General features: G+C 76.6%; 20 protein-coding genes. 9 read left to right on the forward strand and 11 right to left on the reverse strand.

Translation table 11 applies throughout. The features are described from left to right. Positions 1-3 precede the first annotated feature (3 nt). The 8 genes from MTO91_RS10085 to MTO91_RS10120 form a co-directional block, all read right to left on the reverse strand. On the reverse strand, positions 4-1,299 hold the full coding sequence (locus MTO91_RS10085) for a sensor histidine kinase (RefSeq protein ID WP_346104589.1): 1,296 nt from the start codon (positions 1,297-1,299) through the stop codon (positions 4-6). Beyond that, the gene (locus MTO91_RS10090; protein ID WP_374210246.1) at positions 1,296-1,994 is read right to left on the reverse strand and encodes a response regulator transcription factor; all 699 of its coding nucleotides are present in this window, start codon (positions 1,992-1,994) and stop codon (positions 1,296-1,298) included. The genes MTO91_RS10085 and MTO91_RS10090 overlap by 4 nt, the downstream gene beginning before the upstream one ends. A 47-nt stretch (positions 1,995-2,041) precedes the next feature. After that, positions 2,042-3,571: an APC family permease gene (locus MTO91_RS10095; protein ID WP_476654356.1), complete on the reverse strand. Its 1,530-nt coding sequence runs from the start codon at positions 3,569-3,571 to the stop codon at positions 2,042-2,044. A 151-nt stretch (positions 3,572-3,722) separates the two neighbouring features. Continuing rightward, positions 3,723-4,121, reverse strand: a complete 399-nt coding sequence (locus MTO91_RS10100) for a hypothetical protein (protein WP_476654357.1) — start codon at positions 4,119-4,121, stop codon at positions 3,723-3,725. Between the two features lie 127 nt (positions 4,122-4,248). Beyond that, on the reverse strand, positions 4,249-7,101 hold the full coding sequence (locus tag MTO91_RS10105; RefSeq protein ID WP_476654358.1) for an FAD-binding and (Fe-S)-binding domain-containing protein: 2,853 nt from the start codon (positions 7,099-7,101) through the stop codon (positions 4,249-4,251). 53 nt (positions 7,102-7,154) lie between these two features. Continuing rightward, on the reverse strand, positions 7,155-7,961 hold the full coding sequence (locus tag MTO91_RS10110; RefSeq protein ID WP_251784462.1) for an enoyl-CoA hydratase/isomerase family protein: 807 nt from the start codon (positions 7,959-7,961) through the stop codon (positions 7,155-7,157). 24 nt (positions 7,962-7,985) lie between these two features. Next, positions 7,986-8,723 (reverse strand): SDR family NAD(P)-dependent oxidoreductase, encoded by a 738-nt coding sequence (locus MTO91_RS10115; protein WP_405421888.1) that lies wholly within the window; start codon positions 8,721-8,723, stop codon positions 7,986-7,988. A 118-nt stretch (positions 8,724-8,841) separates the two neighbouring features. After that, a complete protein-coding gene (locus tag MTO91_RS10120) occupies positions 8,842-9,801 on the reverse strand; it encodes a tetratricopeptide repeat protein (protein ID WP_405418007.1) in 960 nt (319 codons plus the stop codon). Between the two features lie 1,028 nt (positions 9,802-10,829). Here MTO91_RS10120 and MTO91_RS10125 point away from each other — a divergent pair. The 4 genes from MTO91_RS10125 (at position 10,830) to MTO91_RS10140 (ending at position 15,614) form a co-directional block, all read left to right on the forward strand. Further along, entirely contained in the window at positions 10,830-11,960 is a 1,131-nt protein-coding gene (locus MTO91_RS10125) for a hypothetical protein (protein ID WP_476654359.1), read from the forward strand. Between the two features lie 248 nt (positions 11,961-12,208). Continuing rightward, complete coding sequence (locus tag MTO91_RS10130) at positions 12,209-13,636, forward strand: DUF418 domain-containing protein (RefSeq protein ID WP_476654360.1); 1,428 nt, start codon at positions 12,209-12,211, stop codon at positions 13,634-13,636. Then, entirely contained in the window at positions 13,633-14,940 is a 1,308-nt protein-coding gene (locus MTO91_RS10135) for a sensor histidine kinase (RefSeq protein WP_476654361.1), read from the forward strand. Before MTO91_RS10130 ends, MTO91_RS10135 begins: the two co-directional genes overlap by 4 nt. Next, positions 14,937-15,614, forward strand: a complete 678-nt coding sequence (locus MTO91_RS10140) for a response regulator transcription factor (protein ID WP_224402914.1) — start codon at positions 14,937-14,939, stop codon at positions 15,612-15,614. Before MTO91_RS10135 ends, MTO91_RS10140 begins: the two co-directional genes overlap by 4 nt. On the opposite strand, the gene MTO91_RS10145 is transcribed toward MTO91_RS10140, so the two are convergent. Next, complete coding sequence (locus MTO91_RS10145) at positions 15,607-16,107, reverse strand: cupin domain-containing protein (protein ID WP_405418000.1); 501 nt, start codon at positions 16,105-16,107, stop codon at positions 15,607-15,609. The genes MTO91_RS10140 and MTO91_RS10145 overlap by 8 nt on opposite strands. 165 nt (positions 16,108-16,272) lie before the next feature. Here MTO91_RS10145 and MTO91_RS10150 point away from each other — a divergent pair, with 165 nt between their 5' ends. From MTO91_RS10150 to MTO91_RS10160, 3 genes are all read left to right on the forward strand, one after another. Then, entirely contained in the window at positions 16,273-16,602 is a 330-nt protein-coding gene (locus MTO91_RS10150) for a hypothetical protein (protein ID WP_476654362.1), read from the forward strand. An 82-nt stretch (positions 16,603-16,684) separates the two neighbouring features. After that, positions 16,685-17,332, forward strand: coding sequence for a DsbA family protein (locus tag MTO91_RS10155; RefSeq protein WP_062402120.1), 648 nt, complete (start codon positions 16,685-16,687; stop codon positions 17,330-17,332). Next, positions 17,329-17,973, forward strand: coding sequence for a vitamin K epoxide reductase family protein (locus tag MTO91_RS10160; RefSeq protein ID WP_405417997.1), 645 nt, complete (start codon positions 17,329-17,331; stop codon positions 17,971-17,973). The genes MTO91_RS10155 and MTO91_RS10160 overlap by 4 nt, the downstream gene beginning before the upstream one ends. Before the next feature lie 45 nt (positions 17,974-18,018). On the opposite strand, the gene tatA is transcribed toward MTO91_RS10160, so the two are convergent. Continuing rightward, positions 18,019-18,267, reverse strand: a complete 249-nt coding sequence (gene tatA / locus MTO91_RS10165) for a twin-arginine translocase TatA/TatE family subunit (protein ID WP_285898640.1) — start codon at positions 18,265-18,267, stop codon at positions 18,019-18,021. Continuing rightward, entirely contained in the window at positions 18,264-20,999 is a 2,736-nt protein-coding gene (gene mgtA, locus MTO91_RS10170) for a magnesium-translocating P-type ATPase (RefSeq protein ID WP_476654363.1), read from the reverse strand. Before mgtA ends, tatA begins: the two co-directional genes overlap by 4 nt. Before the next feature lie 86 nt (positions 21,000-21,085). Here mgtA and MTO91_RS10175 point away from each other — a divergent pair, with 86 nt between their 5' ends. Continuing rightward, complete coding sequence (locus MTO91_RS10175; RefSeq protein WP_251784452.1) at positions 21,086-21,436, forward strand: ArsR/SmtB family transcription factor; 351 nt, start codon at positions 21,086-21,088, stop codon at positions 21,434-21,436. Positions 21,437-21,756: 320 nt separating this feature from the next. After that, a complete protein-coding gene (locus tag MTO91_RS10180; protein ID WP_476654364.1) occupies positions 21,757-22,989 on the forward strand; it encodes an LCP family protein in 1,233 nt (410 codons plus the stop codon). Positions 22,990-23,051: the final 62 nt, after the last annotated feature.

The following is a 23,051-nucleotide window of genomic DNA, read 5'->3' on the forward strand; positions in this document are numbered from 1 at the left end:
AGGTTAGGAGGAGGTAAGCGATCGGCCGTCCCGGACCGGTTCCAGCGGCAGCAGCAGGGTGACCACCGACGGCGACCGGCGGGCGGTGAGCCGTCCGCCCTCGGCCTCGGCGAGCCGCCGGGCGAGGGCGACCCCGAGGCCGCGCCGGCCGTCGCTGCCCGACAGGTCCTCCTCGGCCACCCCGGGCCCCTCGTCGGCGACGTCGACGGCCACGGCGTCCGGCCCGGCCTCCCGCGCGGTCAGCGCGACCGCACCGGCCCCGTGCTGGACGGCGTTGTCGAGCAGCGCGGCGACGATCTGGCGGACCGCCGCGGCGGAGGCGGGCGGGTCGGGCAGGGCGCCGTCGCGGGACACCGAGAACGACCGCCCGGCGCGGGACAGCCGGTCGCCCCACTCGGCCTGCGCCTCGTCGAAGAGCCGGGCGAGGTCGACCGGAACGGCGTCACGGCTGCGTTCGCGGGCGAGCAGCAGCAGCTCGTCGATGGTGCGCTCCAGCCGGTCGACCGAGGCCAGCCCGTCCTCCACGGTCGCGGGCCGCAGCAGCGCCGGGTCGTCGAGCGCGGACTCCAGCCGCAGCCGCAGCCCGGCCAGCGGCGTCCGCAGCTGGTGCGAGGCCTCCGCGGAGAACGCCCGCTCGCGGGCCAGCAGGTCGTCGAGGCGGCCTGCGGTGTGGCCGAGCGCGGACCCGACACGGTCGAGCTCCCCGATGCCGGTGGGCGCGGGACGGACCCCGAAGTCGCCCTCGCCGAGCCGGGCCGCGTCGCGGGCCATCGACTCCAGCGGCGCCGACAGGTGCGCGGCCAGGCGCATCGCGAGCGCCCACACCGCGACCAGCACCAGCCCGGCCAGCGCGACCATGCCGAGGTAGAGCGGTACGAGCGAGGACCACACCGCCGAGGTCGGGCGCGCCGCGCGCACCACCCCGACGACGTCGTCGCCGTCGGTCACCGGGGACACCGCGACGAGCTGCCCCGGCGGGGAGGACGACAGACCCCGGTCCAGGACCCGGTCGACGCCCTCGTCGCCCTCCGGCGGGCCGTCGCCGGTGGTGCGGTCGCCGTCGGAGTCGTAGAGCGCGACGGCGGTGTCGTCGTCGCGGCCGTCGGGCAGCCGGGCCGGGACCCGGTCGTGGACGACGTCGTCGTAGACCGAGCGGGCGGCGAAGTCCGCGATGCGCTGCAGCGACTCACGCTGCTGGGCGACGGTGTAGCGCTCCAGCCCGGCGGCCAGCGGGACCCCGAACAGCACCAGCGTCACCCCGACCGCCACGAGGGTGAGGCGCACGATGCGGCGTCTCACCGGAGGCCCCCGGGCAGCTCCAGGCGGTACCCGTGCCCGCGCAGGGTGGTGATCAGCGGGACCCGGGGGCCGTCGTGCGCGGCGAGGTGGCGGCGCACCGCGGCCACGTGCACGTCGAGGGTCTTGGTGGAGCCGAACCAGTGCGCGTCCCACACGTCGGTCATCAGCACCTCGCGGCTCAGCGCGGTGCCCGGGTCGGTCGCGAGCCGGGCGAGCAGGTCGAACTCGCGGGTGCGCAGGACCAGCTCCCGCCCGGCGACGGTGGCGCGGCGCGCCCCGGTGTCGACGCGCAGGTCCCCGACCTCCAGCACGTCCCCGGTGCGGTCGCCGCCGGCGCGCCGCAGGTGCGCCCGGATCCGGGCGAGCAGCTCGGCCAGGCGTACCGGCTTGGTCAGGTAGTCGTCGGCGCCGGCCTCCAGGCCGAGTACCACGTCCATCTCCGCGGTCCGGGCGGTCAGCACGACCAGCACCGCGTCGGGGCGCAGCGTGCGCAGCCGACGGCACACCTCGACGCCGTCGAGGTCGGGCAGCCCGAGGTCGAGCAGGACGAGGTCGAACGGGGTGTGCCCGGCCGCCGCGAGCGCCGGGCCGCCCGCCTGCTCCCACCGGACGTCGTAGCCGTGCCCGGTCAGGCTGCCGCGCAGGACGTCACCGATCGTGCGGTCGTCCTCGACGAGCAGGATGCGGGCGTTCACCGGCCCGATCATCGTCCATCCGGCCGGGCCGCCGCACCCCGTGCGGCCTAGGAACCGCCGTAGGGCGGCTCACCCGTCTCCGGGACGAGCACCGGGGTGTCCTCGTCGAGGGTCTCGCCGCGGAAGAACGGCCGCAGCCGCACCGCGCAGGCCAGCATCAGCGGCACACCGAGCGCAATCATGCCGACGCCGATCACGAACACCCCGCCGACCGGACCGAAGGAGGTCTCGCCGTAGGCCGGGTCGAGCATGTCGACCGAGCTCTGCACGAACGCCCACACCATGACCACGCCGCCGAGCAGCGGCAGCAGACCGCGCAGCAGCAGGTCGCGTGGCGAGCGGAGCAGGGTGCGCCGGAAGTACCAGACGCAGGCGAAGGCGGTGATGCCGTAGTAGAACGCCACGGCCAGGCCGAGCGAGGCGACGGTGTCGAGCAGCGCGTCGGAGCTGACCAGCCCCAGCACCAGGTAGAACACCACCGCGGACAACCCCATGACGACGGTGGCGAACCCGGGCGTCGCGTAGCGGGGGTGGACGTTGCCGAAGCGGCGCGGGACCGCCCCGTAGACGGCCATCGCCAGCGCGCCGCGCGCGGTGGGCAGGATCGTGGTCTGGGTCGACGACGCCGCCGACACCGCGACGGTCAGCAGCAGCACCGCGGTGAGCACCGAGCCGCCCATCGGGGCGCCGAGCAGGGTGAGCACGTCCTCGGAGTGCTCGGGGTTCGCCAGGCCGATCCCGGTGTCGCCGAACCCTGCGTAGGACTGCAGCGCGACGGCGACGACGACGTAGATCGCCAGCAGGATCACGGTGGCGAGCAGCGCGGCGCGGCCCGGGGTGCTGGTCGAGCCGCGGGTCTCCTCGCCGACGGCCAGACAGGCGTCCCAGCCCCAGTAGACGAAGATGCAGAGGATCAGCGCCTGCGCGGCGGCGGAGCCGGAGATCCCGGTCGGGTCGAACCAGCTCCAGCTCGGCAGCACGGCCTGCGGGCCGGCGTCGCCGGAGTACACGAGCCACAGCGCCCCGGCGGCCAGGACGGCGAGCACCACGATCTGGAACACGATCAGCGCGTTCTGGAACCGCTCGGACAGCACGATCCCGCGGTGGCTGACCCAGGTCATGACCAGGATGAACAGCACCCCGACGCCGACCTTGACCAGCGTATTCTCCGCGGCGGCGACGAACCCGAGCGCGCGCAGGGTGTACACGGCGGCGATCTCGGCGACGTTGGCCAGCACGATGATCGCCGACACCGCGACGCCCCAGCCGCCCATCCACCCGACCCACGGCCCGAAGGCCTTGGTGCCCCAGGTGAACGTCGTCCCGCAGTCGGGCACGGCGCGGTTCAGCTCGCGGTAGGCGACGGCGACGAACAGCATCGGCACGAACGCGACGAGGAACATCGCGGGCGCCTTCTCGCCGACGGCGAGGACGACGTAGCCGAGCGTCGCGGCCAGGCTGTAGGCCGGTGCGGTGGCGCCGAGCCCGATGACGGTGTTGCCCCACAGGCCCAGCGCTCCGGTGCGGAGACCCTTCGGGCCGGCCTCCACGACGGGAGGCGGTGCGGCGGCGGTCAACCGCCGTTCTCGGCGGTGAGGATGGTCAGCACGGTGGTCGTTCCCCGTCTCGTCGGCTCCCGCCCGGGCCGGCGGCGGCACACAGGATGCGGCACGGACGCGCCCGAACGGAAACAGCGGTGTCGCGTCTCACGCCGCGCCCCCGCCGTGGTCAGAACTGCCGGTGCGGCGTGCCCCGCACGCTGAACCAGTAGGCGCCCGCCTCGGCGCCCGAGATCCCGGTGCGGACCTCCGCGGTGGCCGGACGGCCGAAACGGCGCCGGATCGCCTTGCGGGCCGTCTTCTCGATGCGTGCGGCGAGCCGCTCCGGCTCGGAGCACCCGGACATGGTCAGCACGGCGACGAAGGCGTACCGGGCGGGTCCGCTCCGCGGCCAGGGGCCGGTGCCGTCGGCCAGGGACAGCTCGACGGTCATCGGACGCTTGCGGTGTGTGTACAGGGCGCGGGTCAGCTCGGCCTCCACGACGTCCGCCTCGACGCCCGCGGGTGCCTCGACCCGGACGACCGCCATCACGGCGTTCGCCGCGGCCCCACCTGTCACCACGGTCACGGTCTCGGACTCCTTCCGGGTGCGCGTCACCCCCGACGGAACGCGCATCACGGACATTCATCCCCGGTCCCGGGGGGTCTAAACAAGGACTTGACCGAAAAAGAGGCGTCAGGATCACGAAAATCGCTCATCTCGTCACCCGTTCGAGCACCTCCAGGACGTGCTCGTAGTCACGCCCGGTAGCGCGGCTCATGCCGAGCTCGCAGGTCCGGTTGCAGGAGGCGTGGGCGTCGGCGTCGACCCCGGCGAGCTCCCAGGCCTGCGGTGCGGTGGCCGCCGCGGTCAGCTCCGGGTGCAGCATCCCGCGGTCCCCGGCGAACCCGCAGCAGCTCCACGAGTCGGGGACGACGACGTCGTCGGCGACGGCCCCGGCCAGGCGCCGCAGCGGGTCGAGCAGGCCGAGCTGGGTGGCCGAGCAGGTCGGGTGCAGCACGAGCCGGGCCAGCCGGGCGGACACGGTGAGCGCGGGCAGGATCCGGTCGGCGGTGAACTCGACGGCGTCGAGGACCCGCAGGCCGCGGTAGCGCTCGGGGCCGGACGCGACCATCACCCGCAGCCCCTCGGTGCACGACGACGCGTCGGACACCACCGGGACCGCCCCGGCGCGGGTCGTCGTCCACAGCGCGGGCAGGACCCGCTCGGCCATCGCGGCGGCGCCGTCGGTGAGCCCCTTGGACTTCCACGGCGTGCCGCAGCACAGCGACCCCAGGCCGGCGGGTGCGCTCGCCCGCAGGCCCGCCCGCGCGCAGAGCCGGGCGAACGCCTCGCCCGCGCCGGTGCCCGCCGAGCCGAACATGGCGCCGGTACACGAGGAGAACAGGACGAGGTCGGCGTCGGTGGACACGAGCCCGCCGGGGACCCGGTTCCCGCCGCCGCGGGGCAGGTCGGGGCTCCACTGCGGGACCTGCTCGGGGTCGGCGACCCGGCGGAGCGCGGCCGAGACGGGTGCGGCGCCGGGTACGGCCCGCGCGAGGGTGAGGGCCAGCCCGGCGGCCCGGGTGGTGGCGCCCCAGTGCTTCGCCGCGAGGGTCCAGCCCGCGCCCGCGGCGCCGTGGTCGCGTTCGCCGCGCAGCCGTCGCACCAGGTCGCCGGTGTTGATCAGGACCGGGCAGGCGGTGCCGCACATGCCGTCGACGGCGCAGGTGTCGACGCCGTCGTAGGCGTAGTCGGCCTCCAGCTCGGCGAGCAGGGCCTCGTCGCCCGCGGCCCGGGCGGCGGCCATCTCGCGGCGCAGCACGATCCGCTGCCGCGGGGTGGTGGTCAGGTCACGGCTGGGGCAGACCGGCTCGCAGAACCCGCACTCCACGCAGCGGTCCACCTCGGACTCGACGGCCGGGGCGGACTTGAGTCCGGCCAGGTGCGCGGTCGGGTCGTCGTCGAGGACGACGCCGGGGGAGAGGATCCCCTGCGGGTCGCAGAGCCGCTTGATCTCCTGCATGACCTCGTAGAGCTCGTCGCCGTACTGGCGGCGGACGAACGGCGACATCATCCGGCCGGTGCCGTGCTCGGCCTTGAGCGTCCCGCCGTGGGCCAGCACGAGGTCGACCATGTCGTCGGTGAACCGGCCGAAGCGGTCCCGGCCGCCCGCCGTGCCCGAGTCGTCGAGGTCCTCGGTGAGCATGAAGTGGACGTTGCCGTCCTTGGCGTGCCCGAAGATCACGGCGTGGTCGTAGTCGTGCTTCGCGAACAGCGCGATGAGGCCCTCGCAGGTCGCGAGCAGATCCGGGACGGGGACGGCGACGTCCTCCAGCAGCGCCGCGGTGCCCGGCGGGCGGGCGCCCGCGACCTTGGCGTAGAGCGCCTTGCGCAGCGTCCACAGCCCGGCCTTCGCGACCGGGTCCGCGGACAGCTCCCGCGGGCCCCGCAGCGGCAGCCCGGAGATCAGCCCGGAGGCGTCCCCGGCGAGCTGGGTGACCTCCTCGACGGTGTGCCCGCGGTACTCCACGAGGAACGCGGCGTGCTCGTCGACGGTCAGTGCCCGCAGCCGCGGGTCGGCGTCGGTGTCGCGCTGTCCGACCCGCAGCGACGTGGCGTCCAGCAGCTCGATCGTCGCGGCGCCGGAGTCCACCAGGCCGGGCAGCGCGCGGTTGGCGGCGGCGAGGTCGTCGAACACCAGCAGCCCGGTGCGGGTGTGGGCCAGCACCGGAACGGTGCGCATGGTGATCGAGGCGAGGAACGCCAGCGTCCCCTCCGAGCCGACGAGCAGCCGGGCCAGGATCTGCACCGGGTCGTGGTGGTCGAGGAAGGAGTTCAGGCCGTAGCCCATGGTGTTCTTCAGGGAGAACTGGCGCTCGATCTCGGTGCGCAGCGCCGCGTCGCCGCGGAGCCGGTCGCGCAGCCGCGCCAGGCCCGCCCACAGCCGGGGCTCGCGGGCGCGCAGCTCGTCGTCGGCGCCGGGGGCACCGGTGTCCAGGGTGGTGCCCGAGGGCAGGACGAGCTCGACGGAGTCCAGCAGCGCGTAGCTGTTCGCGGCGGTGCCGCAGGCCATGCCCGAGGAGTTGTTCGCGACGACCCCGCCGAGGGTGCAGGCGACCTCGCTGGCCGGGTCCGGGCCGAGCATCCGGCCGTACCGGGCCAGGCGGGTGTTGACCGAGCGCACCGTCGCGCCCGGCCCGACCCGCACCCGGGCGCCGTCGTCCTCGATCTCGATGCCGCGGAAGTGGCGGCGGACGTCGACGAGGATGCCGTCGGTGACGGCCTGGCCGGACAGGCTCGTCCCGCCGGAGCGGAAGGTCACCGGCACCCCGCCCGCGGCGCGGAACAGCGCGGCGACCTCGGCGGCGCTCGACGCCGTCACCACCGCGGCCGGGGTGCGGGCGAAGTGCGACGCGTCGTGCGCCATCCGGAGCCGGTCGATCGCCCGGGTGGCGACGGCGGCGGGGCGGACCGCGGCGGCGAGCCGGTCGTGCAGGGCGTGCACGTGAGGGCGGCCTGCTGGGTCGGTGGGCGGTGTCTCCGCGGGCGATCCGGTGAGGGTCACGGTGGTGCTCCTGGCGTGTGGTGGGACGCGCGTGCACCCACCCTGCCCCAGGGTCAGCCCCGTGCCGAGGGGAAGTTCGGGGGACGCTTCTCGCGCAGCGCGGCGGCGCCCTCCACAACGTCGGGGCCCATGAAGGTCAACATCTCGTAGGCGGCGGACTGCTCGAAGGCCGGTCCGGCGCTGCGCAGCCACGAGTTCAGTGCCCGCTTGGTGAGCCGGATGGCCTGCTGGGAGCCGGTGCCCAGGGCGTGCGCGACCCGCAGCGCCTCGTCGAGGACCTGCTCGCGCGGCACCGCCTTGGCGACCATCCCGAGCCGCTCGGCCTCGGCGCCGGTGACCATCTCGCCGGTCAGCAGGTAGTAGCGGGCCTTCGCCATCCCGGCCAGCAGCGGCCAGATGATCGCGGCGTGGTCCCCGGCGGCGACGCCGAGCCTCACGTGGCCGTCGCCCAGCTTCGCGTCCTCGGCGGCGATCGCGATGTCGGCGAGCAACGCGACGACCACCCCGGCGCCGACGGCGACCCCGTTGATCGCCGACACGACCGGCTTCTCGCAGTCGATGATGTTCCAGACCAGGTCGGACATCTCCCGGAGCATGTGGGCGACGCGCTCGTGGTCGCCGGCCATCCGCTCGACCATGCCGAGGTCCCCGCCCGCGGAGAACGCCCTCCCGGCCCCGGTGATCACCGCGACCCGGGTGGCGGCGTCGGACGACACGTCCCGCCAGACCCGCGCGAGCTCGCCGTGCAGGACCTCGTCGGCGGCGTTGTACTTCGCCGGGTTGTCGATGGTGATGAGCAGGACGCCGTCGTCGCGGCGCTCGAACCGCAGCTGGGTGTAGGTGCTCGGGTCGAGGGTCATGGGGGTCCTCCCGGGGGGCTGCGGTCAGAGCATGGACAGGCCGCCGCTGACGCTGACGGTCTGCCCGGTGAGGTAGTCGGCGTCGGGTGAGGCGAGGAAGGCGACGGTGGCGGCGACGTCCTCGGGGCGGGCCAGGCGGCGGAACGGGATCGCCTTCACCAGGGCGTCGCGCAGCCGGTCGTTCCCCTCGACGACGTCGGCGAACAGCGCCGTGTCGGTGGGCCCGGGGCACACGCAGTTGACGTTGACACCGTGCCGGGCGACCTCGCGGGCGAGGGTCTTGGTGAACGCGATGACCCCGCCCTTGGCGGCGGAGTAGACCGCCTCGCCGCTGGACCCGACGCGGCCCGCCTCGGAGGCGAGGTTCACCACCGTCCCGGAGCCCTGCGCGATCAGGTGCGGGACGACGGCGTGCGCGGTGTGCAGCACCCCGAACAGGTTGATCCGCACGATCCGGTCCCAGTCGGCCGGGTCGGAGTCGACGAACGCGCCGACCTTGTCCCAGCCGGCGTTGTTGATCAGCACGTCGATCCGGCCGAGGTCGCCGCGGACCCGCTCGACGATGTCGCGCACGGCGTCGGGGTCGGCGACGTCGAGGGCGTACGCGGTCCCGGCCCCGCCCAGCTCCGCGGCGGTCGCGGCGGCGGTGTCACCGTCGAGGTCGGTCACCGCGACCCGGGCGCCCTCCCCGGCGAGCCGCAGTGCGGTGGCACGGCCGATGCCGCGCCCGGCCCCGGTGACGAGCACCGTCCGGTCGTCCATCCTGCCCACGGGCCGGTCCACCTCCTGGTCGCCGACACCGGTGTCGGACCCCGCCCACCATGACGACACCGGCCCCCATGGTCAATCTCCGACGGCGGGTCCGTGACGCCGGGCCGGGTCAGCGCACCACGGGCAGCGGGCCGGAGGGCCGGTCGAAGAACAGCGGGAGGGTCTCCTCGCGCGGGTCGGGGGTCCGGGGGAGGACCCCGGTCGTGGGCTCGTCGTCCTCCCGCGGACGGCGCATCCGCGGGAGGACGCCGGTCGGGGGCTCGGGCTCCCCGGACGGCGGGCGCATCCGCGGCAGGACGCCCGTGGGCGGCTCGGCCCCGTCGGCGGGTTCCCCGGCGGGCCGCACGGCGGGCACCGCGGCCGGTCGCACGCCGGGCTCCCCGGTGGTCGCGGTGGCGGGTGCCGTCGCGTGTCCCGCGGAGTCGGCCGCGGCGCGGCAGTCGGTGAGCAGCTCCCGCACGTCGTCGGTCACCGCGTGCCCGGCGCCGAGCACCCGCTCGGCGATCTCGAGCGTCGCGGCGAGCAGGCCGGCCGCGCCGCGCAGGTCGCCGGTCTCGGCACGGGCGAGCGCCAGCGCGGCCCGGGACGCGATCGTGCAGGGGTGGGACCCGCCGAGCACCCGCGCCCGCCGGGTGATCACGTCCTCGTGCCGGCGGACCGCCTCCTCGGCGTCGCCGGTCACCCGGTGGGCCGCGGCCAGGGCGTCGGCGGCCGCGAGCGACGCCGGGTGGTCCGGGCCCAGCAGCGCCTCGCGAGCGGCGAGGTTGCGGGTGGCGATCTCCAGCCCGCCGGCGTGGTCGTAGCCCAGCAGCAGCGCGACGGCGAGGCTCCCCTCGGCGACGAGCGTGTCGGCGTCGTCCGGGCCGAGGTCGCGACGGGCGGTGGTGAGGACCTGCTGGACGCGACGGGTCGCGTCCAGCAGCGCGGGCATGTCGCCGCTGCGTCCCGCGGCGCGCACGTCGGTCGCGGCGCGGTCGTGACGGGACCGCAGGGCCTCGCGCAGGGGGTCGGCGGTCGTCGTCGACCGGTCCGCACCGTGGTGCGGGACGGTCACTCGCCGGTCGGCCACGGACACCCGACCTCCCCCCTCACCGCGACGAGCAGTCCGGACTCACCCGGACGGCCCACTGAATCGTGACCGAACGTACCTGTAACCGGCGGTATCGCGCGCTCCGGACGCGCATCCGAGGCGAAGGCCACCCTTACCGATCACTGTGCGTCGCAGGAGGCGCACCGACGGTCCGAGGCCGGCGGACCCGTCCGGACGCAGTCACCCGGCCGTGCGGTCCCTGCCCCCGGACGGGTGCACGTCCGCCGCGGTGCCTGGAGTGCGGTGTCCGGGGGCTCGACAATCGCGCGCACGCCGTGCGGAGAGGGGGCCTCGTGTCGGGGCAGGGGGACGCCGACCACACCGATGGTGAGGTCGCGGACGACGCAGGGGCGGTGAGGCGTCGAGACACCGGCGCCGACCCCGCCACCGGAGACCCAGCGGGACGGCCCGCGCGCCGACCGCCCCGGCCGCCGCCTCCGCGGCCCCCGCTGCGGCCGACCTCGCCGTTCCTGGGGGTGGCGCCACCCGTCGCACCGCCCGCGGACGAGCCCGGTCCTCCGGGCATCGAGGCCTTCGGGGCGGGAGGGACGCGACCCCGGGCGGTGCCCGGTGCTCCGGCCCCTGCCGACCCGGTGTCCGCGGCCCCGGGCGCCGCAACGCCGGCCCCGGCAACCCCGGACCCGGCGACCTTCGCTCCGGCAGGCCCGGCGCCGGACGCCGCAGCGCCGGACGCCCTCGCACCCGACGCCGACGACCCGGCGTCCGCCGTGGCGGTGTCGGCCGTGCCGACGCCGGCCCACCCGGCTACCGCGCCGGGGTCCGTCGACCCGGGCCCGCAGGCGCCGGATCCGGACGTGGAGCCGTCGGGTGCTGTCGTGCCGGACGGTGCGCCCCCGGGCGCCGCGACGACGGATCCCCCGGTGCCGGACAGCGGTTCCCCCACGCCGGCCGGCCGGCCGACGGCGCCGGACAGCTGCTCCACCGGATCGGGCAGCGGTTCCACGGGATCGGGCAGCGGCTCCACGGGACCGGACAGCGGGACGACGGTGCCCGCCGACCCGGACCCGATCCCGTCGACCGGGAGCGAGGCATCGGCGGCCGCCGCGCCGGACGGCACCGGGACGGGCGCGACCGTGGCGACGGCCGTCCCGGCCCCCGACGCGATCCCGCCCCGGCCGCCCACGACCGGCCCCGACCCGACCCTGCACGGTGTCCCCGCGGTCACGCCGCGCCCGATCCCCCGGCTCACGGCCGTGGTGCTGGTCGGGTCGCTGCTCGCGGCCGCCGGTGCGGCCGCGGGCGCGGTCGCCCTGGCCTCCCAGCAGAGCGACGGCGCAGGCTGGCCCGGCGCGACCGACCCGACGGCGGTGACCCGCCCGGACGGGGTGACCGCCGGCCTCCCGGGGGCCCCGGCTCCTCTCGTCCCGGTGCCCGAGGGCTCCTCCGGGGCCGCGGAGCGCGACCGGGCCGTGTCGCCGGAGCCGCGCCGCACCGACCCGGACACCGACCGCGCGTCCCGCCCGGACCCGTCCGCGGGCCCGGGGGAGCGGCGGGCCGATCCCACGGCACCGCGCCCGGCGCCGGGCGTCGGCCGTACCCCGTCGGCACCCGCCGCTCCGCCGGCACCGGATGCACCGGCCCCGGGCGGCCCTGCGGCCCCGGGCGGCCCGGGTAGCCCGGTCGCTCCGGCGCCCGGCGGTTCCGGGACCGTCCCGGCAGAGCCCGGCGCCCCGGCCGGGGGTGCGCCCCCGGGGGCGCCCGGCACCCCACCGGGCGGTTCGGACCCGGGCGGGCCCGTCACACCCGGTGCGGGCACGAACCCGTCGGACCCCGGCGGCTCCGGCGCGGGTCAGCCCTCCGACGGCGGCGCGGGACCCGGCACCGCGCCGGGTCCCGAGCCCACGGCGGGATCCGGTCCCACCTCGGGTCCGGGCACCGCACCGGGATCGGGGTCGGGATCCGGCCCGGGTACCGGGAACGGTGCCCCGGACGCGACCGGCACCGGGCCGGACGAGGGCGCGGGCAGCGGCGGCCCGTCGACCGGCACCCCGCAGGCGGGCAACGTCGACAGCCGCGGCAGGGACGGCGGCGGCAGGGACGGCGACAACAGGACCGGCGGCGGCGTCGACAGCGGCAGCACCGGCGGCCGCGGCACCACGACCCCATCAGGATCCTGAGTCCGGAGGGCCGACGGACGTGCGGCGGCGGGCGACTCGGCCCGCCGCCGGCACTTGTTCCCGCGGGACGGCGGTGTGCCCGCGGCGTGCGCAGGGCCTGCAGGTGCAGCCGGCGCACCGTGACCGGGCGCGACGACCATCACGGAGGAGGGGTCGCCCACGAGGGCGGCCCTAGGACCGTGGTCGGACAGCGCAGATCGTTCCCCGCTCCGACGCGCCCGGGCCGCCCCGGCCCGCACCGTTGCCGCATGACCACGACAGACCGGGCCCCCGTCCCACCGTCGAAACCACCCGCCGGACCGCACAGCGGGTCGTGGCCGCGCGGCCGGCACCGTCCCGGCCGGCACCGTCCCGGGCGCGCCCGGGTGGCCGGTGTCGACGCCGCCCGCGGCCTCGCCGTGCTCGGCATGATCGTCGCGCACGTCGCCGTCGCCGCGGGGTCGTCCTGGCTGGTCCAGGCGGTGAACGGGCGCGCGGCGGTGCTGTTCGCGGTGCTCGGCGGGGTGTCGCCGGCCCTGATGGCCGCGCCCGTCCTCGCCGCGCCGTCCGCGCGGAACCGGGTGTGGCTGCGTCGCCGGATCGCGGTCCGCGGACTGCTCCTGGTGGTCCTCGGGCTGCTCCTGGCCGAGGTCAGCAGCGGGCCGATGGTCATCCTCGTCGTCTACGGGGTGCTGTTCTGGCTGCTCCTGCCGGTGCTGTTCGCCCCGGCCCGGGCGCTGGCGGTCGCCGCCGCGGTCGGGGCGGTCGCCGGGCCGCTGCTGTCCTGGGTGCTGCGCGCCCGGTTCGGGTCCCCGGCCGACGCCGACGGGCGGACGGTGCTCGGCGCGACCGTGCACCTGTCCGACCTCACCTCGCCCGCCGGGCTCGTGCACGCGCTCGACACGGTGCTGCTCAGCGGTGCCTACCCGGTCCTGACCTGGATGCCGTTCCTGCTGCTCGGGATGGCGGTCGGCCGGCTCGACCTGCGTACGGCGGGCACCCGGCTGGTCGCCGGCGGGGCCGCCGGTGCGGTGCTCGGCTACGGCGGGTCCTGGCTGGCGCTGGACGTCCTGGGCGGCCGCGACGCGCTCCTCGCGTCGGTCGCGCCCGTCGCCGACCGGCTCGGTGTGCCCGCCGCGCTCGCGCTGCAGCTGCTCGGTGGCAGCGCCCTGGGCACGGTCGCCACCACCACACCCGCCTGGCTGCTCGCCGCGACCCCGCACAGCGGCAGCCCGTTCGACGTCGTCGGGGCGGCCGGGGTCGCCGTCGCCGTGCTCGGCCTGTGTCTGCTCACCGCCCGGTACGGGGGCCGTCTGCTCGCCCCGCTCACGGCGACCGGAGCGCTCGCGCTGACCCTCTACGCCGGGCACATCGCGCTGCTCGCCTCGCTCGGCGGGTGGCCGCAGACCGCGCCGTGGGCGGCGACGGCGCTGGTCGCGGTCCTGGCCGTGGCCTCCGCGTGGGCCTGGCGCGGGCTCGTCGGGCGCGGTCCGCTGGAGGCGCTGGTGCACAGCGTCTCCGTGCGCGCGGCCGGTTCTCCGCCCACGGTCGGAGACCGGGGATCGGACCCCGCTCCGATGCCCGGCGGGTCCGCGGCGCGGGAGGCTCGGGACATGCAGAACGGCACGACGGGCCGCGCGCCCGACACGATCGGGTACCGGGGATCATCGGACCCGGTGCGGGAGGAGGCGCGATGAGCATCGCGACACGGATGCGGGACTCCCTGCGCCGGCTGCCCGCACTCCGGTCGAGCCCGTCGGAGGCGCCCACGCTCGTCGAGCGGGCCGTCGCCCTCGGGCGGCGCAACCCCGTCGTCGTCGACGCCGTGCTGGCCGCGCTGCTCATCTGGGTCGCGGTCAGCTGGACCCTCGAGGGCAAGGGTGTCCGCTCGGACATGCGGATCGAGGCGCTCGTCGTCTCGGTGCTGGCGGCACTTCCGGTGCCGCTGCGCCGCGTGTACCCGATGCCCGCCGCGATCGCGACCGCGGTCGTCGCGCTGGTCTGCTCCTTCGCGCTGCCCGGCACGATGGCCGCGTTCCTGCTGCCGTCGCTGGTCATGGGGTACTCGGCCGTGGCCTACGGGCCCCGCTGGGCCGGCTGGCTGGCGCTGGTCGTGCTCACGGTCGGGGTGTTCGGACCGTTCGTGGCGCGCGGTCCCGCGGCGCTGTTCGCCTCCCCGGACATGACCCCGCTGGTGGTACTGGCCCTGTTCGGCGCGATGGCGACGGTCCCGCTGCTGGTGTGGCTGCTCGGGTCGCTGCGCCGTGCCGCCCACCGCCGCACCCTGGACCTGCGCGAACGCAACCGGCTGCTGGAGGAGAGCCGCCGCCAGGAGGTCCGTCTCGAGCTGCTGGCCGAGCGGTCGCGGATCTCCCGCGAGGTGCACGACGTCGTCGCCCACTCGTTGTCCGGGATCATCGCCCAGGCCGACGGCGGCCAGTTCGCCGCGCAGCGCGACCCGGCGAAGGCCGTCGAGGTGCTCTCCGGCATCGCGTCGACGGGCCGGTCCGCGCTGTCCGACGTCCGCGGCCTGCTGTCGATGCTGCGCGACACCGGCCCGGACGACGACTCCGACACCGACCCGGCGCGTCCGCAGCCCGGCGCCGGCGACGTCCCCGCACTCGTCGAGCAGGTCCGCACCGGCGGGCTGCCGGTCGACCTGCAGACCATCGGCAGCCCGCGGGAGCTCCCGACCGGTCCCGGCCTGACCGTCTACCGGATCGTGCAGGAGTCGCTGACCAACGTCATCAAGCACGCCGGGCCCGGCGTGCCCACCCACGTCGACCTGCGGTGGACCACCGACGAGCTGACCGTGCGCGTCCACGACGAGGGAGCCCGCGGCCCCGTCCCCACCCCACCGCGCGGCGGCCACGGCCTGACCGGCATGCGGGAGCGCGCCGCCCTGCACGGCGGCTCGGTCGAGGCCGGTCCGCACGCCGACGGCGGCTGGACGGTCCGGCTGCGCCTGCCCCTCACACCCCCGGCCCGAGGAGAACGGTGAACCCCGTACGACTGATGCTCGTCGACGACCAGGAGCTGGTCCGCACCGGCTTCGCGATGGTGCTCGACTCGTGCGACGACCTCGCCGTCGTCGCCCAGGCCGGTGACGGCGAGGCCGCGCTCGCCGAGCTGGGCCGCACCGAGGTCGACGTCGTGCTGATGGACGTGCGGATGCCCCGCCTCGACGGCATCGCCGCCACCCGCCGGGTCGTCGCCGAGCACCCCGGGGTGCGGGTCCTGGTGCTCACCACCTTCGACCTCGACGAGTCCGTCACCGAGGCCATCGCCGCCGGTGCCAGCGGCTTCCTGCTCAAGGACGTGTCCCCGCAGGACCTCATCGAGGCCGTCCGCACCGTGCACCGCGGCGACTCGGTCGTCGACCCCGTCTCCACCCGGCGGCTGCTGCGCGCCACCCGGCCGCTGCTCACCGCGCCCGAGCCGGCCGCCGCGGAGCCGTCGGTGGACGCCGTCGCCGCGCTCGCCGACCTGACCCCGCGGGAGCGGGAGGTGCTCGTCCTCGTCGGCAACGGCCGGTCCAACGCCGAGATCCGGGCCGACCTCGTCGTCTCCGAGGCGACGGTGAAGACCCACATCGGGCACCTGCTCGCCAAGACGCAGTCGCGTGACCGGGTGCAGCTCGTCGCGCTGGCGTTCCGGGCGGGTCTGGTCAGCTGAGCGGCGTGGTGAAGCCGGGGTGGTCGCGCAGGTTGACCTGGTCGCAGGTCAGCGCGAACGCGTCGACCTCCTCCGCCGACGGCGGCGTCGCCCGCGCCGCGAACTCCGCCAGCCCCCGGAAGTATCGCTCCCGCGGTGCGCCGGGCACGAACAGGATGAGGAACCGCGCGTCGCTGTCCGGGCCGGTGCGGAACGCGTGCACCCCCCGGTGCGGGACGTGCACCAGGTCGCCCGGCCCGGCCTCGGTCCAGGTGTCGCCGGTCATGACCCGCAGTGCGCCGTCGAGGACGTAGAAGCTCTCGGTGAACCCGGTGTGCAGGTGCGGCAGCGCGCCCGGGGAGTCCGCCGGGATCCACGACTCGAACAGCCCGAACCTTCCGCCGACCTCCGCGCCGGGTGCGGCGAACCGGGTCCACGAGCCGGTCGGGGAGGTCACGGCGCGTTCGGTGGTCGCGGCGGGGCGCCACACCGCGCCGGGCTCGGGGAAGCTCACGCACCGACCGTAGCGGCCCGGCGACCGGGCGTCCCGGCGCGGCGGCCGGTCGCCACCCACGCGGGCCGTGGGGGAGCACCGGGGCGGCGAGGGCCCCTCGGTATCGTCGTGGGCGCTGCCGGAGGCGTCCGGCCGTGGTCGGAGCGGAGAGGTGGGGTGAGGCACGTGCGCGTCCTCGCCCCGATGGCGTTGCTGGTCCTGGCCCTGGTGCTGTGCGCGGGCCCCGCCGTCGCGACCGCCCCGGGCGCCCACGGCACCACCCCTGCGGTCGTCGTCGGCTCGGACTGCTCGCAGCACCCGCTCACGCTGATGCACGCGGGGGACTGCGAGCAGGCCCCCCGCCGCGACGACGACGTGCCCGTCCCGTCGCTGCTGCCGGTCGCCGTGGTCGCCGTCCTGGCGGCCGGGCACACCGGCACCGCGCCGCCCGCCGCACCGGAACGGACGCTGTGCGCGCCGTCGCCGGTGGAGCACCTCTGCGTGGACCGCAACTGAGGCGTGCGGACACCCCGCCACCGCGTCCCCGCACCCGTTCCGACCCGGCCACCGCGCCGGGCCCCGTGGAGGAAGACTCCCGATGACCCGCAACGTCAAGATCTCCCTGGCCGTCGTCGGCGCGTTCGCGCTGATCGTCGCCGCGCTGCTGTTCGCGACGCGACCCGGCACCCCGGAGACCGGCGCCGCCGCCGGTGCGCCCGACAGCCTCGTCACCGCCGACGCCGCCCGCCTCAACGACGCCCCGAACGCCTCGGCCACCCTGGTCGAGTTCGCCGACTTCCAGTGCCCCGCCTGCGGCCAGGTCCAGCCGATCATGGACCAGCTGGTGCAGCAGTACGGCGACCGCGTGCAGTTCGTGTTCCGCAACTTCCCGCTGCCGATGCACCAGAACGCCGAGGCCGCCGCGCTCGCCGGTGAGGCGGCCCGCGCCCAGGGCGCGTTCCACCCGATGTACGAGCGCCTGTTCCAGACCCAGCGCGACTGGTCCGAGTCCCCGGACGCGGCGACGGTGTTCCGCGGCTACGCCCAGGACCTGGGCCTCGACCTGAACGCCTACGACGCCGCCGTCGCCGACCCGGCGACCGCCGCGAAGATCCAGGCCGACAAGGACGCCGGGCTCGCCGCCGGCGTCGAGGGCACCCCGACGATCTTCGTCAACGGTGAGAAGGTGCAGCTCCGCTCGGTGCAGGACATCACCGACGCCCTCGACGCCGCGGTGAACCGGTGAGCGTCCCCGCCGCGGCGCGGACCGAGGAGTTCTCCCGCGTCACCACCGGCGCCCCGGCCGTGCCGGGGCCGGTGCCGCGGTTCCTGCCGTGGCTGCTCGTCGTCGGCGGCGTGCTGGGGCTGATCTCGGCGTTCACGCTGACCGTCGAGCGCATCGAGCTGCTGATCGACCCGGCCTACACGCCGTCGTGCAGCATCAACCCGGTGCTGTCCTGCGGGTCGGTCATGACGACCCCGCAGGCGGCGTTCTTCGGGTTCCCGAACCCGCTGCTCGGGATCGGGGCGTTCGCGGTCGTGGTGACGACGGGTGCGGCCCTGCTGGCCGGGGCCCGCTTCCCGCGCTGGTGGTGGGTGGGGCTGACGGCCGGGTCGGCGCTCGGCGTCGTCTTCGTCCACTACCTGATCGTCCAGAGCCTGTACCGGATCGGCGCGCTCTGCCCGTACTGCATGGTCGTGTGGGCCGTGACGATCCCGATCTTCTGGTACTCGCTGCTCGCGACCCTGGACGCCCTCGGCGGCGGCGCGCGTGCGCTGCACGCCCGGATCACCGGCTACCACGCGGTGCCGGTGGTGCTGTGGTTCCTGGTGGTCGTCGGGCTGATCCTGCAGCGCTTCTGGACTTACTGGTCCTCGCTGCTCTGAACCGGCCCGCGGGGCCGGGGACGTGCGTCCCCGGCCCCGCGACGGTCAGCGCTCGCCGGTGGTCCGTTCCTCCGCGACCCGCTCCCGGGCCGCCGGCTCCCCGGCGGGCCGCTCCTCGAGGTCCCGGTCCTCGGAGCGGGCCGCGCCGTCCTCGCGGGTCCCGCTCAGCTCGGACTTCAGGATGCGGGTGGACCGGCCCACCGAGCGGGCCAGGTCGGGCAGCTTCTTCGCGCCGAACAGCAGCACGACGACCAGCAGGACGACGAGCAGCTGGGTCGGTCCGGGTGGGGTCATCGGATCCTCTCCTTCTCCTGCCGGGGGTCCGCGGGGCGGATCCCCAGCACGTGACGCAGGTACAGCGGCCGCGTCGCGGCCACACACGACAGGAACGGCAGCACGACGGCCGCCAGCAGCGGCCACACCGCGGGCGGTGGCGCCGCCATCCCGAACAGGGGGGCGAGCGGGGTGAACGGCACCGCCAGCCCGGCCAGGACCACGGCCGTCACCGTCGCCACCACCGGCCGCGCGGCGCGCCCGGCCCGGGTCCGCAGCAGGAGCAGCACCAGGACCTGGGACAGCACCCCCTCCATGAACCAGACGGCCTGGAACACCGCCTGCTCCTGCGGGGTGTCCAGGCCCAGGAAGCGCCACACCGCCCAGAACGTGACCAGGTCGAACGCCGAGGCCAGCGGCCCGAGGACCGCCATGAACCACAGCATCCCGCGGGTGTCCCAGCGCCGGGGCCGCGCCGTCCAGCCCGGCTCGACCCGGTCGAACGACAGCGACAGCGCGGCCACCCCGAACAGCACGCCCTGCAGCAGCAGCTGCGCGGGCAGCAGCGGCAGGAACGGCAGCACCGCCGAGGCGACCAGCACCGACAGGGCGTTGCCGACGTTCAGCGCCGCGGTCACCGTCAGGTAGCGGGTGGCGCGGCCCAGGGTCCGCCTGCCCTCCTCGACCGCGGAGACGACGACGTCGGGGCTGCGGTCGGCCAGCACGATGTCCGCGGCCGCCCGGGCGGCGGGCACCGCCCCGTCGACGCCGATCCCGACGTCGGCGATCCGCAGCGCGCCGACGTCGTTGAGGCCGTCGCCGAGGAACCCGACGGTGTGCCCGCGGGCCTGCAGCGCGGCGACGACCCGCTCCTTCTGCAACGGCCCGAGCCGGGTGAACAGGGTGATGCGCGCCACCGCCCGGGCCAGCGCGACGTCGTTGAGGGCATCGAGCCCGGCGCCGTCGAGCACCCCGGTGACCGCGATCCCGGCCCGCGCGCACACCTGCTCGGCGACAGCGGTGTCGTCGCCGGTCAGGACCTTCACCGCGACGCCCTGCTCGGCGAAGCGCTCCACCGCGCGGGCCGCGGACTCCCGCACCGGGTCGACCATCCCGACGAAGCCCAGCAGCAGCAGGTCGCGCTCGGGGTCGTCGTCGTCACCGGCGCCGAGCGGACGCAGCAGCGGTGTCCGACGGGTGGCGACGGCGACGACCCGCAGCCCGGTCGCGCGGTGCCCGGCCGCGGCGTCGGCGGCCGCGGCCCGCAGCGACGCGGTCAGCTCCACGGCCCCGCCGTCGCGGGCGACCCGGGTGCAGCGGGGGAGCACGGTGTCCGGGTCGCCCCGCACGATCACCAGCTCACCGGGGTCGTGCGCGTCGCGCAGCACCATCGCCGAGCGCCGCCGGGAATGGTCGAAGGGCAGCTCCTCGACCCGGGTGAGCAGGCCGTGGGCCAGCAGCGCCGACCCGTCCCGGTCGGCGGCGGACACCGCGTCGTCGAGGCCGTCGCGCGGGGTGGTCTGGAAGCGCACCGCGACCGCGGCCGCGTCGGCCGGGGCGGGGTCGGGACGGCCGTCGACGTCGACGGAGTGGGTGAACACCACCCGGTCCTCGGTGAGCGTGCCGGTCTTGTCCAGGCAGGCGACGTCGATCGAGCCGAGGTCGTGGATGGCCTCCGGGCGGGTCACCAGCACCCCGGACTCGCGCAGCCGGTACGCGCCGCGCAACAGCGTGGTCCCGACGATCAGCGGCAGCAGCTCCGGGGCCAGGCCGACCGTCACGACGACGGCGAACAGCAGCGCCTGCCGCACGTCACCGGACACCTCGACGTTCACCAGCAGCACCAGCGGCGCCGCGAGCAGCATGCAGCGCACCAGCGCCCGGCGCACCGACCGCAGTCCCCGGTCCACCTCGGACTCCGGACGGGGACGGCGGCCGCGCCCGGCCAGCTCCTCGGTGTGGGTGTGCGCCCCGGTGGCCAGCACGACCGCCGTCGCGGTGCCGCGGACCACGGTGCTCCCGGCGAACAGCAGCGCCGGGTGCGCGGTGACCGGGCCGTCGTCGGTCCCCGCCCGCGACGACCGTCGCCGCGGCGCCGGGCGCGGCTCGCGTGACGACGGCGGTGCCTTCGCCACCGGCAGCAGCTCCCCGGACAGCGACGACTGGTCGACCAGCAGGTCCCGGGCGTGCAGCAGCCGCGCGTCGGCCGGGACGGGGTCGCCCGCGCCGAGCAGCACGACGTCGCCGGGCACCAGGTCCTCCGGCGGCACCTCGCTGTCGCGCGGTGCGGTCCCGGGGGCCGGGCGGCGGCGGACCGTCACGGTGGTCGCGGCGTGCGCGCGCAGCTCCCGCGACAGCCGGTCGCCGCGGGCGGCGTGCCACAGGCGCAGCCCGACGCCGAGCGCGGCGACGACGAGCACCAGCGTCGCGCTGCCGGGGCTGCCCGCGACGGCGAGCAGCACCCCGAGCACGGTCATCAGGCCGGAGAACGGGCCGGCGAGCGCGCGGCGGGCCCACACGGCCGCGCCCGGGCGCCGGACGGCATCGGTGGCGTTGTCGCCGTGGGCGTGCAGGCGTAGTGCGGCGGTGTCCTCGCACAGTCCGCGGCGCGAGGACTCCAGGCCCCGGAGCAGCGCGAACGCGTCGGCGCCCGCCCAGTGCCGCAGCGCGGGCTCGCCGGGGGTGACGGGCGGATCGGCCGGCGGGGGCGGTGGCCGCGCCGCGGCACCGTCGCGCCCGATCGTCCGGTCCAACGGTGCCCCTCCGGTCCCCGGCACCGCGTCCGGCGCCGCCCGGTACGGTAACAGTTGCGTAAGTGACGCAACTGTCTGGAGGCCCGGTGGAGACCGCCCCCGAGGACCCGCAGCCCCTCGACCCCGAGCTGCTGGCCGACGCGGCCGCGGCGTTCGGGATGCTCGCCGCGACCTCGCGGCTGCAGATCGTCTGGCTGCTCGCCGACGGCCCGCGCGACGTCGGCACCCTCGCGACGACCCTCGGCCAGCCGGTGGCGACGGTGAGCCAGCACCTGGCGAAGCTCAAGCTCGCCGGGCTGGTCCGCGCCCGCCGCGAGGGCCGCCACCAGATCTACGTCATCGCGGACGCCGGCATGGTCGAGGTGGTCCGGACCGTGGTGGCCGCGCAGGAGCGCAGGCGTGAGCCGGACGCCGTGCGCGGGCGGGGGATCGTGTGACGCCGCCGCCGGGTCCGGTGCCCCCGGACCGTCCGCGTCCGGACCGGGCCGGCGCACCCCGTGTCCCCGGCGTCCCGCCGGCTCCGGGCGCGCCGCGGACCGGGACCCGGGGTGCAGCGCCGCGGGACACCCGGTCGCCGGGCGCGTGGCCCCGTTCCGGCGGCCCGCCGGCGGCGCGCCCCGGCGCCCCGGCCGGTCCCCGTCCGTCGCGCGCGGTCCCCGGTGCTCCGTCGGGCCGCCCGGCCCGGCCCGGCGATCGGCCCGCGTCGGCCGGCCCGCGGGCCCGGCCCGCCGACCCCGGCGCCCGCCCCACCACCCCGATGCGCCCGGTCGCCCCCTGGCCGCGCGCCGAGCAGGGCGCCCCCGCCCCGCGGCGGCACCGCGTCCGCGGCCTCGTCGCGGCACTGTCGGTCGCGGTCTTCCTCGCCACCGGCGCCGGCTGGGCCATGGTCGGCGGCACCAGCGGTCTGACCACCGCGGACGTGACCGGACCGCACGTCGCCGACGGCGCGACCGACATCCTGCTGGTCGGCAGCGACTCCCGGGTCGACGCCCGCGGCAACCCGCTGCCCCGCGAGGTCCTCGACGCCCTGGACGCGGGCGACGCCGACGGCCAGGACAACACCGACACCCTGATGCTGGTCCGCATCCCGGACGACCCCGACCTCGGCGCCTCCGCGGTGTCGATCCCGCGCGACTCCTGGGTCGACGTCCCCGGCCTCGGCAAACACAAGATCAACTCTGCGCTGGCGCGCGGGGCGGCGATCGCCCGGCCGGACCTGATCCGGCGGGGGCTGAGCGGGCCGGACCTGGAGCGGGAGGCCAACGCCGCGGGCAGCAGGCTGCTCGTGCGCACAGTCGAGGAGCTCACCGGCGTCTCGATCGACCACTACGCCCAGGTCAACCTGGCCGGGTTCGCCGAGATCACCCGCGCGCTCGGCGGCGTCCCGGTGTGCCTCAGGGCCCCGGTGCGCGACAGCTACTCCGGCGCGGACTTCGCCGCGGGCCCGCAGACCGTGCAGGGCGCCCAGGCCCTGCAGTTCGTCCGGCAGCGGCACGGCCTGCCCGAGGGGGACCTCGACCGGGTCCGTCGCCAGCAGGCGTTCCTCGCGGGGCTGACCCACCGGCTCCTGTCGGCGGGCACCCTCACCGACCCGACGGCCGTCGCCGACCTGATGCAGGCGGTCAACGGTGCCGTCGTGCTCGACCAGGGCTGGGACCTCACCTCGATGCTCGCCCACGCGGCGCAGCTGCGCGGTGACCGGGTCACCTTCCGCACCATCCCCACCGGCCGGGCCGACTACCGGACCGGCAGCGAGGGCGTCGCGGTGAAGGTCGACCCGGGGCAGGTCACGGCGTTCTTCGCCGGGCTGACCGCGCCCGGGGCACCGGCCGATCCCGGTGACGGCGACGACGCGGACACCGCCGCGCCGGCGGCACCGGCCCCGACGGAGAGCGGGACCGGACGGGCCGCGGCGCCCCGGGGTGACCCGACCCCGGCCGCCGACACCCAGCCCGAGCTGACCGCCGACGGGGTGCCCTGCGTCGACTGACGCGGCCCCGTCACCCCGGCCGAGGAGCCTCCCATCACCGAGATCATCGACTTCCTGACCTC

This window comes from Pseudonocardia sp. 2-7 (assembly GCF_056341085.1).